Origin of the sequence: Comamonas sp. A23, assembly GCF_004522605.1 — a bacterium.
GTDB classification, from domain to species: domain Bacteria; phylum Pseudomonadota; class Gammaproteobacteria; order Burkholderiales; family Burkholderiaceae_C; genus Comamonas; species Comamonas thiooxydans.
Window position 1 is genome coordinate 490,558 of the sequence record NZ_RSDT01000003.1, and the last position, 14,754, is coordinate 505,311.

General features: G+C 61.5%; 15 protein-coding genes. 5 read left to right on the forward strand and 10 right to left on the reverse strand.

The window, feature by feature from the left end; genetic code table 11:
* Positions 1-3 precede the first annotated feature (3 nt).
* A complete protein-coding gene (locus EIC84_RS10520) occupies positions 4-204 on the reverse strand; it encodes a hypothetical protein (protein WP_131361376.1) in 201 nt (66 codons plus the stop codon).
* Here EIC84_RS10520 and EIC84_RS10525 point away from each other — a divergent pair.
* Entirely contained in the window at positions 203-631 is a 429-nt protein-coding gene (locus EIC84_RS10525; RefSeq protein ID WP_003068957.1) for an RcnB family protein, read from the forward strand. The two genes, EIC84_RS10520 and EIC84_RS10525, sit on opposite strands and share 2 nt — an antisense overlap.
* Positions 632-793: 162 nt before the next feature.
* Here EIC84_RS10525 and ruvC read toward each other — a convergent pair whose 3' ends face one another.
* The 6 genes from ruvC to EIC84_RS10555 all read right to left on the reverse strand — a co-directional run bounded on the left by ruvC (position 794) and on the right by EIC84_RS10555 (position 6,972).
* Positions 794-1,342: a crossover junction endodeoxyribonuclease RuvC gene (gene ruvC, locus EIC84_RS10530; RefSeq protein ID WP_003068955.1), complete on the reverse strand. Its 549-nt coding sequence runs from the start codon at positions 1,340-1,342 to the stop codon at positions 794-796.
* Positions 1,343-1,465: 123 nt separating this feature from the next.
* Positions 1,466-2,194, reverse strand: coding sequence for a monofunctional biosynthetic peptidoglycan transglycosylase (mtgA, locus tag EIC84_RS10535; protein WP_003068953.1), 729 nt, complete (start codon positions 2,192-2,194; stop codon positions 1,466-1,468).
* 14 nt (positions 2,195-2,208) lie between these two features.
* Complete coding sequence (gene aroE, locus EIC84_RS10540) at positions 2,209-3,075, reverse strand: shikimate dehydrogenase (RefSeq protein ID WP_003068951.1); 867 nt, start codon at positions 3,073-3,075, stop codon at positions 2,209-2,211.
* Between the two features lie 181 nt (positions 3,076-3,256).
* Entirely contained in the window at positions 3,257-4,117 is an 861-nt protein-coding gene (locus tag EIC84_RS10545) for an energy transducer TonB (RefSeq protein WP_003068949.1), read from the reverse strand.
* A 29-nt stretch (positions 4,118-4,146) separates the two neighbouring features.
* Positions 4,147-6,216: a ribonuclease catalytic domain-containing protein gene (locus EIC84_RS10550; protein WP_003068948.1), complete on the reverse strand. Its 2,070-nt coding sequence runs from the start codon at positions 6,214-6,216 to the stop codon at positions 4,147-4,149.
* Positions 6,217-6,387: 171 nt separating this feature from the next.
* Complete coding sequence (locus tag EIC84_RS10555) at positions 6,388-6,972, reverse strand: YqiA/YcfP family alpha/beta fold hydrolase (protein ID WP_003068947.1); 585 nt, start codon at positions 6,970-6,972, stop codon at positions 6,388-6,390.
* Between the two features lie 178 nt (positions 6,973-7,150).
* Here EIC84_RS10555 and rodA point away from each other — a divergent pair, with 178 nt between their 5' ends.
* The gene (gene rodA / locus EIC84_RS10560) at positions 7,151-8,332 is read left to right on the forward strand and encodes a rod shape-determining protein RodA (protein ID WP_003068946.1); all 1,182 of its coding nucleotides are present in this window, start codon (positions 7,151-7,153) and stop codon (positions 8,330-8,332) included.
* A gap of 384 nt (positions 8,333-8,716) precedes the next feature.
* On the forward strand, positions 8,717-10,177 hold the full coding sequence (tldD, locus tag EIC84_RS10565) for a metalloprotease TldD (RefSeq protein WP_003051333.1): 1,461 nt from the start codon (positions 8,717-8,719) through the stop codon (positions 10,175-10,177).
* Positions 10,178-10,247: 70 nt separating this feature from the next.
* Here tldD and EIC84_RS10570 read toward each other — a convergent pair whose 3' ends face one another.
* Positions 10,248-10,580, reverse strand: coding sequence for an ABC transporter (locus EIC84_RS10570; RefSeq protein WP_131361374.1), 333 nt, complete (start codon positions 10,578-10,580; stop codon positions 10,248-10,250).
* A 185-nt stretch (positions 10,581-10,765) separates the two neighbouring features.
* On the opposite strand from EIC84_RS10570, the gene EIC84_RS10575 reads away from it, so the two are divergent.
* Positions 10,766-11,926, forward strand: coding sequence for a 3-deoxy-7-phosphoheptulonate synthase (locus EIC84_RS10575; RefSeq protein WP_003068944.1), 1,161 nt, complete (start codon positions 10,766-10,768; stop codon positions 11,924-11,926).
* Positions 11,927-12,021: 95 nt separating this feature from the next.
* Here the strand turns inward: EIC84_RS10575 and EIC84_RS10580 are convergent, their stop codons facing one another.
* A complete protein-coding gene (locus EIC84_RS10580; RefSeq protein ID WP_003068943.1) occupies positions 12,022-12,393 on the reverse strand; it encodes a YqcC family protein in 372 nt (123 codons plus the stop codon).
* 395 nt (positions 12,394-12,788) lie between these two features.
* On the opposite strand from EIC84_RS10580, the gene EIC84_RS10585 reads away from it, so the two are divergent.
* Complete coding sequence (locus EIC84_RS10585) at positions 12,789-13,106, forward strand: hypothetical protein (protein ID WP_012839818.1); 318 nt, start codon at positions 12,789-12,791, stop codon at positions 13,104-13,106.
* 164 nt (positions 13,107-13,270) lie between these two features.
* On the opposite strand, the gene mpl is transcribed toward EIC84_RS10585, so the two are convergent.
* Positions 13,271-14,689, reverse strand: a complete 1,419-nt coding sequence (gene mpl, locus EIC84_RS10590; protein ID WP_003068939.1) for a UDP-N-acetylmuramate:L-alanyl-gamma-D-glutamyl-meso-diaminopimelate ligase — start codon at positions 14,687-14,689, stop codon at positions 13,271-13,273.
* Positions 14,690-14,754 lie beyond the last annotated feature (65 nt).

The following is a 14,754-nucleotide window of genomic DNA, read 5'->3' on the forward strand; positions in this document are numbered from 1 at the left end:
GAACTAATGAATATTGATAGCGGCTTGCCAAATCCGGCTCGGCGCTTCATAGGTTTCTGTTCTGTAAACAGCACGCAAAAAGTGGTAAATCGGCAGTTGCTCACTTCTTGCAGCGCCGAAATTGGGTAAAGATGGATGTGCTGCGGCCGCCATGACCGGCCGCACACCTTGTTGACCGAAACAATTCGACAAAGGAGTACCCATGTCCCGTTTGACCACCCGCATTCTTTCTGCCTCCATTGCCGCCTGCCTGGGTCTGGGCAGTCTGGCCGTCCAGGCGCAGCCCGGCCCGCCGCCCGGCCGCGGCAATGGACATGGAGCGCAGGACATGCGCCATGGCAGTCGCCATGATGATCGTGGTCGGCATGAGCAGCGCTATGACAGGCGCGACGACCGACGTGCCGATCATCACGACAATGGTCGCCGTGGCGGTGGTCCCGACCATAACTGGTACAAGGGCAGTCGCGTGCCGCCGCAATACCGCAGCCAGCACTATGTGGTGAATGACTGGCGCGGCCACCATCTGTCGGCGCCGCCGCGTGGCTATCACTGGATTCAGAACGGCGGCGACTATCTGCTGGTTGCCATTGCCACAGGCGTGATCGCCTCCATGGTGTTGAGCGCCTATTAAGCAAATCACACCATCAAAAAAGCCGTGGCATGTCACGGCTTTTTTTGTATCGGGCAGAGCTTTGAAGCAGTGTGTGCTCCAGCTCGGGGGCTGCGAGGAAAAGCCATCCTGCGATCCCTTCCGAAGAGAGAAGGGGAAGCCGCGAAGCGGCTAAGGGCGAGCTCAATAGACCCGTCCGCCCCGGTACATGGCATGTTGCTTGCGGCGCAGATCGGTGGACTTGGCCATCAGCCCCATGGCGGCAGCCGCATGGGCATGGGTGATCGCCAGCCCCAGCGCGTCGGCGGCATCGGTGCCGGGCAGGCCGGGCAGTTGCAGCAGCCGTTTGACCATTTCCTGGATCTGGCTCTTGGCTGCGCGACCATGGCCGACCACGGCTTTTTTCATCTGCAGGGCGGTGTATTCGGAAACCGCGAGATTGGCGTTGACCAGGGCCGTCAGCGCCGCACCACGGGCCTGGCCCAGCAGCAGCGTGGACTGGGGGTTGACGTTGACGAAGACGATTTCCACGGCAGCCACCTCGGGCTGATAGCGTGAGGCAACTTCGGAGATGCCGTCGAACAGCACCTTGAGACGGCCCGGCAGGTCGCCGAGTTCCATCTTGTTGGTGCGTATGGTGCCGCTGGCCACATAGGACAGGCGCTGGCCTTCCATGTCGATGACGCCAAAGCCCGTGGTCTGCAGGCCAGGGTCGATTCCTAGAATTCGCATGGCTGTCGATTATCCACGTACAAAACCTTCACGCTCCATGCGGGTGACAGCAAGCAAGAGCCGCTTTGCGGCGATGCTGTCGTCCTCCTCGGGGAAGGCGCGGGGCCGCCCAGGCGAAGCGCCTCAGGGGGGCGTCACCATCGGTATATAGCGCGCAATCGTGCGACTGCGCTGCGCCAGATAGCGCGATTGCGGCATTTTCTCGAAGCGCTTGGGTGCCGGAAGCATGGCGGCAAGTCGTGCTGCCTCGGCCGCATTGAGCTGGGCGGCACTCTTGCGGAAGTAATGCCGGGCGGCGGCCTCGGCGCCGAACACGCCCTGGCCCCATTCCACATTGTTGAGATAGATCTCCAGAATGCGCTGCTTGCTCAGCATCAGCTCCAGCAATTGCGCCAGCACCAGCTCCTGGCCCTTGCGCAGAAAATTGCGTTCGCCCGACAGCAGCAGGTTCTTGGCCAGCTGCTGGGTGATGGTGGAGCCGCCATAGACCTTGGCGGGCTTGCTGTTGTTTCCGGCTTTTTCTGCCTGCATGGCCCTGGCCTCGGCTTTTGCGTTGCGCTGCCAGGCCCTCTGAACGGCATCCCATTCCACGCCGTGATGGTCCATGAAGCCGGCATCTTCGGAGGCAATCACCGCGCGCTTGAGGTTGCTGGAGATCTGGCCGTAGTCCACCCATTGCTGGCGCCAGCGCAGGCCCTCGCTGCTGTGGGCAAGCTGCCAGGCTTCGGAGCGCTGATAGCTGGTGGACTCTGGATCCAGCCATGCCATGACTGCGATGCGTGCTACAAAAAACAATTGCAGCAGCAGGGTGGCACAAAGCACCAGCAACAGCAGTCGGCCAAGAGCTTTCATGGTGGGGCGAGGTTTTAGTGAGCGGCTTCAGCGTGCAGCAGAGCGCGCAGTTCGGCCAGGACTTGTGCAGAGGGCGGACGCACGCCGCGCCATAGCGCAAAGGACTCGGCGGCCTGCTCCACCAGCATGCCCAGACCATCACGCGCCAGCGCGCCGTGGCTGCTGGCCCAATTCAGAAAATTCTGAGCGGCGGGGCCGTACATCATGTCGTAGGCCAGACTGCGTGCGTGCAGCACGCTGGCGGGCGCGGGCACATCAGCCCCAGCCAGGCTGCTGGCTGTGGCATTGATGATGATGTCGAAATTTTGGGTCAGATCAGTCTCAAGCACTTGCCTTTCAAGTGCTACCAGCTCTACGTTATGTAGTGTGGCAATGGCCGCATGCTGCTGGACCAGCGTTTGAGCCCTGGCATGAGTGCGGTTGACCACGACTAGGCGGCAGGGCTTTTGCTCCAGCAAAGAGCCCAGGGCTCCAGCGGCGGCGCCGCCCGCACCAAGCAGCAGCACATCACGCCCGGCGATGGGCACACTGGCATTGCGGGTGATGTCGGCCACGATGCCCAGGCCATCGGTGTTGTCGGCATGAATGCCGTTGGCGCCGAATACCAGCGTATTGGCAGCACCAGCCAGCCGCACGCGCTCGCTGGTGCTGGTGGCCAGCTCGGCCGCCTGCAGCTTGAAGGGCACGGTCACATTGCAGCCCTTGCCGCCGCGCGCGGCAAAGTCGCGCACAAAGTCGGCAAAGCCATCCAGCGGCACCAGGGCGCGGTCATAGCTGACGGGCTGGCCGGTCAGCTCGGCGAAGCGGGAATGAATCCAGGGAGAGCGGCTATGGGCAACGGGGTTGCCCATGACGCAGTAGGCATCAAGCGTATTTGTCATAAAAAGGCTGAAGGAAATCGCTGAGCAGAGTTGGGTACGCGTTGGGGCAGTGGCCGGCGAGATCGGCGCAGCCTAAGCCAAGGCAGCCGCACAAGGGCCGTCCCGCCGCGCTGGCTGCGTTCCCCGCCTGCAAGCGAAGCGATGCGAGAGAGGGGGAAGGCGCCGAAGGCGGCACAGGGGGTCACCTTATGTCTGTTTCCAGTGTCTGCTCGCGTGTGAACCTGAAGCGCGAGACGACGGCGATCTGATCGGCCTTGGTGCGCATGGCCGGGCCGAAGTGGCCGTAAGGGGCTGCGGCGCGGGCAATGGCCTCGGCACGGGTATCGAGCATGCGGTTACCCGAGCCCTGCACAACCTCGGTGGAAAGCACGCGGCCGTCATGATTCACGGTCAGGATCATGACTAGCTCGCCATACAGCTTCTTGCCCTTGTTCTCGGGGAAGTTTTCCGTGCCCTTGTCTTCCACCTTGCGGCGCAGCGCATCGTAGTAGACGGCGTACACGGCCTCCTTGGTGGCGGGGCTGATATAGCGCTTCTTGGGGCGGGCGTTTTCTGCGTTGATACGCTTTTCAATCTCGGCCAGCAGCTTGATGAGCTGCAAGCGCTTTTCTTCCTGGGCCTCCAGGGCCTTGTTGTCAGCGCTCAGGCGCGGGTCTATCGGGGGCAGCGCGGCCACTTGCTGGCGCAGCTGGGTCAGCAACTGGTTCTGCTGCTCCTGCATGGCGTCGAGCTGGCGCTGTTTTTCCTCGAAATCGTCGCCCACTGTCGTCAGGGCCGAGTAGGGCATGGGACTGGTGGCCCGGCCCTGGTCGGCATCGCCGCCGCCGGCCAGCGAAGTCTGGGCGATGGCCTGGGCCTTGTCCGGCGTCTCGTTGGCGCGGGCATTGACCAGAATCACTTCCAGCGGCGTGTCCTGAAACACGCGCTCAAAGCGTTCCGGGTCCACGAAGCGGACGGTCAGCAACACGGCATGGACGGCGATGGAAACGCCCAGCGCCAGCTGCAGCGTACTCAGTCGTCGAAGAGAGGTGGGCAGTTTCACGGCAGCGTCAGGGCGATGAGGTGTGGAGGTCAGGACTTGGGCTGGTCTGCAGCGGGATCGGCGTCGTTCATGTCCACCGCAATGGAGATGGGGCCGGCCACGGCGTCGTCATCGTCCTCGCCGCTGTCCTCACCTTCGCTTTCGGCCTCGGCTCCTGCATCCAGGCGTTCGATCAGCGTGCCCGAGATGTCCAGCGATATCTCGTCGATCTCGCCGAGCTTGACACGCACATGGGCGCCGCGCGGCAGGTTCTGCGCACCCAGTACGGGCAGTACCAGCGGCAGATTGTCGGCGCGCACCAGGAAGGAGCCGTTGGGCCCTTCCTTGAACACGCTGGCCGTCAGTTCGCTGATGCCGTTCTGCTCCAGATACTTGAGCGTCCAGAAGCGCTCCATGCCGGCCTGATAGCCGTTGTAGGCGCTGTAGGCGCCGTCAAAGCTGCTGATGATGCCGAACAGCTCGGCATCCTTGGGCTTGAAGGGCGCTGCCAGGGCAGCCGTCTTGCCATGGCGGGCGCAGGCAATGATCTGCCACTGATTGACCAGATCCACATAGCGGCGCAGCGGGGAGGTGGCCCAGGAGTAGGCTTTCACGCCTATGCCGGCATGGGGCAAGGCCTTGGTGCTCATGCGTACCTTGACGCCGGGTGCCAGGCTGGCCTGGCTGCGGTAGATGCCGGGCACACCGTGCTCGGCCAGCATCAGGCCCCAGGTGCTGTTGGCCACGATGGCGGCCTCGGCCACGATCAGGTCCAGCGGCGCGCCGCGCTTGCGCACGGTGATCTGCACCTGCTCGCTGCCATTGGGCTCGGCGCCGTCGTTGCCGACGAGACGGAAGTTGTAGTCCGGGCGGTTGAAGTTCTCGGGCTTGCCGCGCACCACTTCGCGATTGGCCTTGAGGAACTTGGACCAGCGCTGCAAAAAGGTGAGCTCCTTGCGCTTTCCCAGCAACGAATCAGGCGTATTTTCAACCTCGATTGAGGAGTCGGTCAGCCATTCCTCGGTGACGATGTGATCTAGCTTGTCGTAGCGGAAGTTGACTTCCACGGGCACGCGCTCGAGACGGGTTTCGCTGGAGATGGTCTCCAGCGTCTCTTCGTTGATCTGCACATACAGCGAGACCGCGGGGTTGGAGCGGCCTTCGTCCAGCGTGTAGATATGCACCACGTCGTCGGGCAGCATGGTGATCTTGTAGCCGGGCATGTAGACGGTGGACAGGCGGGCGCGGCCCAGCTTGTCCAGCTCGCCGCCGGGCGTGATGGCCAGACCGGGGGCGGCAATGTGGATGCCCACGGTGACGGTGCCCGTGCCCAGGCCCCTGACGGACAGTGCATCGTCGATTTCGGTGGTGGCCGAGTCGTCGATGGAAAAAGCCTTTACATCGGCCACGGGCAGGTCGGCCGGTGGCTGGGGGGCCTGCACGGAGGGGAAGCCCGTGCCCTTGGGGAAGTTGTCGAACAGGAAGCGCTTCCAGTGAAACTGGTAGGAAGAGTCGATGGCGCCGGCGCGGTGCAGCAGCTCCAGCGGGGCCAGCTTGGTGGCGCGGCTGGCATCGACCACGGCCTTGTATTCGGCTGCGTTCTTGTCGGGCTTGAACAGAATCTTGTAGAGCTGTTCGCGGATTGCCTGCGGGCACTCGCCGCGGCCCAGTTCCTCGGCCCAGGCGTCGATCTGTGCCTGAATCTGCTTTTTCTTCTCGATGGCGGCAAGGGCTTGCTGCAGGATTTCTGCAGGAGCCTTCTTGAAGCGGCCCTTGCCCGCACGACGGAAATAATGCGGTGCGTCGTACAGGCAGAACAGCGCACCGGCCTGCTGGGCCAGCGTCGCGGATTCGGAAAAATAGTCACGCGCCAGGTCGGCAAAGCCGAACTCTTCCTCGGGCGCAAATTCCCAGGCCAGATCCAGGTCGATCTCGGCGGCCTGGGCCTGGCCCTGGGCGACCAACTCGGCAGGAGCCGGCTTCTCGAACTTGAGCAGGATATTGGCGGCCTTGACCTTGACCCGCTTGCCCGAGTCCAGCTCGACTTGGGCAGAGGATTCGGCTTCGGAGAGGATGCGCCCGGCCAGAAATTTGCCGGCTTCTTCAAACAGTGCGTGCATAACCGCGCATTTTCCCACGAGCCGAACATTCGGCGCTCAGAAGTGATTCAGTTCATGCTTGAGGTCGGTCAATATCAGACGCGGCCCCCGCGCGGTCAGGGCCGTGCACAGGGGGGCGCGTTGCAGCAATACAGCCGTTTCCTGGGGTGGCGCCTGGAGTCGCCGGGGGCATCAGGCCAAGGCCAGAAATTCGTCGATCCGGTCCAGATACTCGGCAAAGTTGCTCAGGGCGTGGTCGCCGCCTTCTTGCACCAATTGAAGTGCGTGAGGGTAGCGCTCGCTCATCTCGTTCCAGTCCAGCACCTCGTCGCCCTGGGCGATCAACACCATCTCGGGTGCTGCCGGCGTCATGGTGCGGGTGTCAAGCTGGCGCAATTCCTCAATGTATTCGGGGCGAAAGAAGAAGGTTTCCTCGGGGTCATGCCAGCTGGACTGCTCGCCAATGTATTTTTCCAGGTCGCGGGCCGGGTTGACGGCGGGGTTGATCATCACGCTCTTGCAGCGCGCCAGCTGGGCCACCCAGCTGGCGTAATAGCCGCCCAGCGACGAGCCCATGACGGCCATGTTCTGGCGTGGCCAGTTGGCGATGCCCTCGGCGATCACAGCCGCCGCTTCGCGCGGCGAGGGCGGCAACTGCGGGCACCACCAGCGTACCTTGGAATGCCTGGCGCCCACATAGTCCGCCATGATGCGTGCCTTGTTGGACTGAGGGGAGGAGCGAAAGCCATGCAGATACAGCAGGTGGGTGGTCGTCATAGCGGCAATCTCCTCTGGTAAAAAACACTTCTGTCCCGGTCATTGTGGACTGTCTGCCCCAAGACTATCAGGGGAGAAGGCCTATGGCGGGAGGAATGAGCGTGGGCCGACTTGAGTCGTCAGCAAAGCTCAACCCTGCAAGCTGCACGGCAGTCGGCTCCCACGATAATTGCGGCCCATGTCCGCCATCGAATTCGATAAGCCCTCGCTGCTGCAACGCATTGTTCCGCTGTTTCGCGGCTTTGATTTCCTGCTGCTTCTCTTTATCGCCATGTTGGCGGGTGCGGGGCTGCTGGCCATGTACTCGGCGGGTTTCGATCACGGTACGCGCTTTGTGGACCACGGCCGCAATATGCTGATTGCGGCGGGTCTGCTGTTCGTGCTGGCCCAGATATCCCCCCAGCAATTGATGAAGGTGGCCGTGCCGCTCTACACCCTGGGCGTGGTGTTGCTGGTGGCGGTGGCGCTGTTCGGCATCACCAAGAAGGGGGCCACGCGCTGGGTGAATGTGGGAGTGGTGATTCAGCCCTCCGAGCTTTTGAAGATCGCCACGCCGCTGATGCTGGCCTGGTGGTTCCAGCGCCGCGAGGGCAATCTGCGCGCATCGGACTTTGTCATCGCCTTTGTGCTGCTGATGGTGCCCGTGGGCCTGATCATGAAGCAGCCAGACCTGGGCACCTCGCTGCTGGTGATGGCTGCCGGCCTGTCCGTGATCTTTTTTGCCGGCCTGCCCTGGAAACTCATCGTGCCGCCCGTGCTGCTGGCCCTGGTCGGCATTTTCCTCATCGTCTGGTTTGAACCCCAGCTCTGCGCCGATGGCGTGAGCTGGTATTTTCTGCATGACTATCAGCGGACACGCGTCTGTACCTTGCTGGACCCCACGCGCGACCCGCTGGGCAAGGGCTTTCACATCATTCAGGGCATGATTGCCATCGGTTCGGGCGGTGTCTGGGGCAAGGGTTTCATGGCTGGCACGCAGACCCACCTGGAATTCATTCCAGAGCGCACCACCGACTTCATCTTTGCCGCCTATTCCGAAGAATTCGGCCTCATAGGCAATCTCTTCATCATCGTCGGCTTTCTGCTGCTGGTCTGGCGCGGGCTGGCCATTTCCATGAATGCCAACTCGCTGTTCGGCCGGCTGATGGCAGCTGCCGTGGCCATGATCTTCTTCACCTATGCGTTCGTGAACATGGGCATGGTCAGCGGCATTTTGCCGGTGGTGGGCGTGCCCCTGCCTTTCATCAGCTATGGCGGCACGGCCATGGTCACGCTGGGCCTGGCGCTGGGCGTGCTGATGTCGGTGTCGCGGGCGCAGCGGCAACTACCCGGCGGTGATGGGCATATTCCCCATGCGTGAAGACCCGTGATAGGGATTGGATGCTCTTGAAAGGAGAGCTTCCATCCTATGTTTTGCAAGCCTTGAGTAATGGTTTTGTGTGAAATTGCGTGCTGGGGCGGCGGGCTTAGATCGTTGAAAAATGTCAGTAGTTCCGTCCAGGGTCTTGCTTCGACTGTAAACAGCGTTTACAAACGGTTCTGGGGGGTCAGAAGACCGATCAAGCGGGAGCGGCAAAGACCCAGGTGGGGTTCTGCAATGCAAAGCGGGCAGGGCGGAACCCGGCAAGTGCGAAGCTAAGTGAATGGAGCGGAATGTTGTTCAGCCTGGTGGGGCAGCATTCCGCTCTTTTTTATGCGCAGCCCGAGACAAGTCAGGGCTTGCAGCTATCTCTACAATGCTCTCATGATTTCCCGCGAACCCACCATCGAACGCTTGGCCACGGCCCGTCAGTTGCTGCTTGAGCCCTTCGGCCTGGACGAAACCCATCTTGCGCGTGCGCTTGCCGAAATTCGCTCGCACCAGGTGGATGACGCCGATCTCTACTTCCAGTACACCCGCGCGGAAGGCTGGAGTCTGGAGGAAGGCATTGTCAAGACCGGCTCCTTTTCCATCGATCAGGGAGTAGGCGTTCGGGCGGTCAGCGGCGAGAAGACGGCTTTTGCCTATTCCGACGACATTTCCGAAGCCTCGCTGCTGGATGCCGCACGTACCGTGCGCTCCATCTCCAGCGCAACCCAGACGCGCCGCGTCAAGGCGGGTGCGCAGAAGATTGCGCAAAGCCGCTCGCTTTATCCTGAGCTGGACCCCATCAGCACGCTGGACAGCACGGCCAAGGTCGAGTTGCTGGGCAAGGTGGAAAAGCTGGCCCGCGCCAAGGACCCGCGCGTGGTGCAGGTCATGGCCGGTCTTGCCAGTGAATATGATGTGGTTCTGGTGGCGCGTGCGGACGGCACGCTGGCCGCTGACGTGCGCCCGCTGGTGCGCCTGTCGGTGACGGTGATCGCCGAGCAAAAGGGCCGTCGCGAGGTGGGCTCCTCCGGTGGTGGCGGTCGCTTCGGTCTGGCCTATTTCAGCGACGAGCAGATCAGCCAGTATGTGGACGAGGCCGTGCATGCGGCCCTGGTCAACCTCGAATCGCGTCCCGCACCGGCCGGTGTGATGACGGTGGTGCTGGGCTCGGGCTGGCCCGGCGTGCTGTTCCACGAGGCCGTGGGCCACGGCCTGGAAGGCGACTTCAACCGCAAGGGCTCCAGCGCCTTCAGCGGCCGCATCGGTCAGCGCGTGGCCGCCAAGGGCGTGACCGTGCTGGACGACGGCACGATTGCCGATCGCCGTGGCTCTCTGAACGTGGACGACGAGGGCCATGTCAGCCAGAGCAATGTGCTGATCGAGGACGGCATTCTCAAGGGCTATATCCAGGACTCGATGAATGCACGCCTGATGGGCGTCAAGCCCACGGGCAATGGCCGTCGCGAAAGCTACGCCCACATCCCCATGCCGCGCATGACCAACACCTATATGCTGGGTGGCGACAAGGATCCGCAGGAGATCATTGGCTCCATCAAGAAGGGCCTGTACGCCACCAACTTCGGTGGCGGTCAGGTGGACATCACCAGCGGCAAGTTCGTGTTCTCTGCCAGCGAAGCCTACTGGGTGGAAAACGGCAAGATCCAGTACCCCGTCAAGGGAGCGACCATCATCGGCAGCGGCCCGGAGTCGCTCAAGCACATCAGCATGATAGGTAACGACATGCGCCTGGACTCGGGTGTGGGCACCTGCGGCAAGGAAGGCCAGAGCGTGCCTGTGGGCGTGGGCCAGCCTACGCTGCGCATTGACGGCCTGACAGTCGGCGGCACGGCCTGATAGAGGTTTCATGACGGCTTTGCCCGTCGCGAGCACCAACCCCCGCTTTGCATGGCAGAGCGGGGGTTTTTCATTTCAGTGTGTTGCAGACCGTTCGCCACAGGCCGTTTACGGCAAAAAAGCGTGTGGCAAACCGCTGTAGATCGCCAGGCAGCAGGGTTTTTTCATGGCGTTTCGAGGTCTTGCCATGAATATTGCCGATTCGCTGGAAAATTGCACTGATTCTGGTTTGGTAGAATTTTCTATCAATAAAATTCTGAAAAATATGAAAAAACGCAAAAATATTGCGCATGAATAAATTTTGAAAATGCGCCATTTCAGAGGGGGAACCTGTTTTTGACAGAACAGCGGTGCGAGCTGCTGATGTTGCAATGCAAAAGAGCTGTGCTACATTGAAAGACATGCAAACGCAACGCGCTTATTTCTTTTACTTTTGGTTCTCGCCCCCGGCGGCTGAGAGGTAAACGCGCGCATCCTGCAAACACCTCCCAAAGAACCGCCGAAGCTGCAAAGCCCGGCGGTTTTTTTTCACCCCTACGTTTCAGCACCCCCGGTTTTCAACGATCAAACACCTCACGAAAGATTGCCATGACTGCTCTGAACACTTCCGCCACCGATTCCTGGTATCGCGCCGGCTCTCCCAAGACAGGCCAGACCGACGACGCACGTATCAAGGAAATCACAGTGTTACCCCCTCCAGAGCACCTCATTCGCTTCTTCCCCATTCGCGGCACTGCCGTGGAGACGCTGATCAGCGACACCCGCCGCAGCATCCACAACATCATGCGTGCGCAGGACGACCGTCTCCTGGTCATCGTCGGCCCTTGCTCCATTCACGATCCGGCTGCTGCCCTGGACTACGCCCGCCGTCTGGCCGTGGTGCGTGAGCAGTACAAGGACACGCTGGAAGTGGTGATGCGCGTCTATTTCGAAAAACCCCGCACCACCGTGGGCTGGAAGGGGCTGATCAACGATCCCTACCTGGATCAGAGCTATCGCATCGACGAAGGCCTGCGCATTGCGCGCCAGCTCCTGATCGACATCAACCGCCTGGGTGTGCCAGCGGCCAGCGAGTTTCTGGACGTGATCTCGCCCCAGTACATCGGCGATCTGATCAGCTGGGGCGCCATCGGTGCCCGCACCACGGAAAGCCAGGTGCATCGCGAACTGGCTTCGGGCATCTCGGCGCCGATTGGCTTCAAGAACGGCACGGACGGCAATATCCGTATTGCCACCGACGCGATTCAGTCGGCCAGCCGAGGCCACCATTTCCTGTCGGTGCACAAGAACGGCCAGGTCGCCATCGTGCATACGGGCGGCAATCAGGACTGTCACGTGATTCTGCGCGGTGGCAAGACGCCCAACTACGATGCCGAGCATGTGGCGGCCGCCTGCAGGGATCTGGAGACAGCGGGCCTCACACCTTCGCTGATGGTGGACTGCAGCCACGCCAACAGCAACAAGCAGCATGAGCGCCAGAAGGATGTGGCCCGTGATATCGCGGCTCAGATCGCCGGAGGCTCCAGCAGCGTGTTCGGCGTGATGATCGAAGGCCATCTGGTCGGCGGTGCGCAGAAGTTCACGCCCGGCAAGGACGAAGTCTGCGATCTGACCTACGGCCAGAGCATTACCGATGCCTGCCTGGGCTGGGATGATTCGCTGGCAACGCTGCAAGAGCTGTCGCAGGCCGTGAGCCAGCGCCGCGCTGCTGCGCTCGCCAGCAAGCAGGAAGCAGAAGTGCTCGCCTGATCGATAAAGCGGGCGTGAACGAAACAGGCCACAGGGAGTATTTCCTGTGGCCTGTTTGTTTTTCTATATGGGAATGGGGCTGCTTGCCTGCTCGATCAGTGTTTGGTGTCCGGCGTTGATGCCGGAGTCATTTCGCATCCATTGAGGGTGGCATCGATGCGGTTGAGCAGGCGCAGCAGCTGTTGCTTGTCAAAGTCGGTGCGCTGCTGCCACTCGTGGTCGGCCAGCGGATAGACATGGCTTTGGTGGGGGAGGTTGCCCTTGGCATCGATCACGGCGCGCAGGCGCGGGATGAATACCCATTGCAGCCACTCGTGCAGCTTGAGCGTGTCGTACATGAAAGGCGTGGTGGATTCCAGTGCCTTGGGGTCCGGAGCAACGGCTGACCAGAGTTTCTGGACTTGAAGTTCGGCTTCCAGCTGCAGCAGATGCTCGCGTATTTCTTGGTGGATGTTCTCAGCGGTCATGGTGATGGTTCCTGAAGGCGTTGCAAGGCCTGCAAACTGGTGTTCGTCAAAGATTTATGCAGTATGTAAGTCCTCTCATCACATTTTCAAGGCAGGAGCCTGGATGGAGATAACTGGCGGGTTACGAGTCCGTAATGACACTTGAAAAAGACAGTTTTGCCCTTATATTCTTGCCAAGCATGCGAGCAATGCTATGAAATTTAAAGATTTTTCATTGCTTTGCATGCCATGTTCCTGTAACCACTGTGATGCTTGATGCAAGTCTTTCAGGCCATGCATTGGTTGCCGCAGCTGTTTGCAAGCCGTCAGCTTGCAGCGTCTTCAGCACCGCGGTCACTATTAAGCTGTGGCCACGACAACGAATGGTGCAAGAGTCACCAGGTCAGAGGAGATTTATGCGTAGTGAAGTAATCGTGGTTTTGGATGGCGACCGTGAATACCGGGTCGATACCCAGTCGCTGTCCCCTATCAGTTCGGACGAAGGCCGACGCTGGCTGGATCAGCAGTTTGTCTCGCTCGAGTGCGAGCCTTTGCGGGCTACTGGCAAGGTGTTGCTGGCTGACAAGCTGGTGGTGGTGGCGCGTGAGGCGCGCAATCGCCCCGAGCTGTTTGACAACGAAGACTGGCGCAACAGCTATGCCCTGGCAGCGCATGCAGTGTTGTCCAAGCCCTTGATCCGGGTGGATGTGCCTGCGATGTCGATAAGTTATTGATACCCCTGAGCCGCTTTGCGGCTTCCCCCTCTCTGCTTCGCGGAGGGGGCGACAGCCTCGCTGCGAGACGGCTCTTGCTTGCTGTCTCCGTGTCAAGGCATGCCAGTTTTGAAGGTTGCTGATGAAAATGCCCGCGTAGAGCGGGCATTTGCTTTTATCGGGGCTTATTTCAGCGCTTGCAACAGCTTGGCGTGGATGCCGCCAAAGCCGCCGTTGCTCATGCAGACGATATGGTCGCCGGGGCGGACGACGGCGCTGATCTGCGCTATCAGGGTCTCGATATCACCTGCTACCTGAGCGCGCTGGCCGGGGCCTACGCCCATGGATTCCAGGGCTTCGGCGGCATCCCAGTCCAGACCTGCAGTGTGGCAGAAGACCAGATCGGCGCTTTCCAGCGACCAGGGCAACTGGCTCTTCATGGTGCCCAGCTTCATGGTGTTGCTGCGAGGCTCGAACACTGCCAGGATGCGGGCCTCTGCCCCGAGCTTGCGGCGCAGGCCGTCCAGGGTGGTGCGGATGGCTGTAGGGTGGTGGGCGAAGTCGTCATAGACCTCGATGCCGTTGACCGTGCCGCGCAGTTCCATGCGACGCTTGACGTTCTGAAAGCGCGACAGGGATTCGCAAGCCACCTCGGCACTAACGCCCAGATGGTCGGCGGCAGCGATGGCGGCCAGTGCATTGAGCTGGTTGTGCACGCCGGTCAGGCTCCAGCGCAGTTGCGCCACCTTTTTGCCGCGGTGCAGCACGGCAAAGTCGCTGGGATCGCCATCGGCGCTGAAATCACTGACCGCCGAGCCGAAGCTCCGCACTTCGCTCCAGCAGCCCTGGGCCAGCACGCGGGTCAGGCTCTCTTCCAGGCCGTTGCTCACCACACGACCGGTCGACGGTACGGTGCGTATCAGGTGGTGGAACTGGCGCTCGATGGCTGCCAGATCGTCAAAGATGTCGGCGTGATCGAATTCCAGGTTGTTGAGCACGGCCGTGCGCGGGCGGTAGTGCACAAACTTGCTGCGCTTGTCGAAGAAGGCGGTGTCGTACTCATCGGCCTCGATCACAAACACGGGTTCGTCACCGACGGGGCCAGGACCAGCGGCGGGGCGCTGGGCCGCACCGAGGCGGGCGGAGACGCCAAAGTCCAGTGGTACGCCGCCGACCAGGAAACCGGGTTGCAGACCTGCGCACTCAAGCACCCAGGTCAGCATGGAGGTGGTGGTGGTCTTGCCGTGGGTGCCGGCCACGGCCAGCACATGGCGACCGCGCAGCACATGCTCGGCCAGCCATTGCGGGCCGCTGGTATAGGCGGCGCCGGTGTCCAGAATCGCTTCCATCAGCGGGAATTTGGGCGACCCGTCGGGCAGACGTTTGCGGCTGACGACGTTGCCGACCACATACATATCGGGCTTGAGCGCAATCTGGTCGGCGCCATAGCCCTCGATCAGCTCGATGCCCAACTGGCGCAGCTGATCGCTCATCGGCGGGTAAACACCGGAATCGCAGCCCGTCACCCTGTGACCGGCTTCTCGTGCCAAGGCGGCCAGGCCCCCCATGAAGGTGCCGCAAATGCCCAGAATATGTATGTGCATGGCCGGGGATTCTACGTTTGCCTGCATGACCTGGAGGCAAGCCATGGCCTGCCTGAGCGCTGACG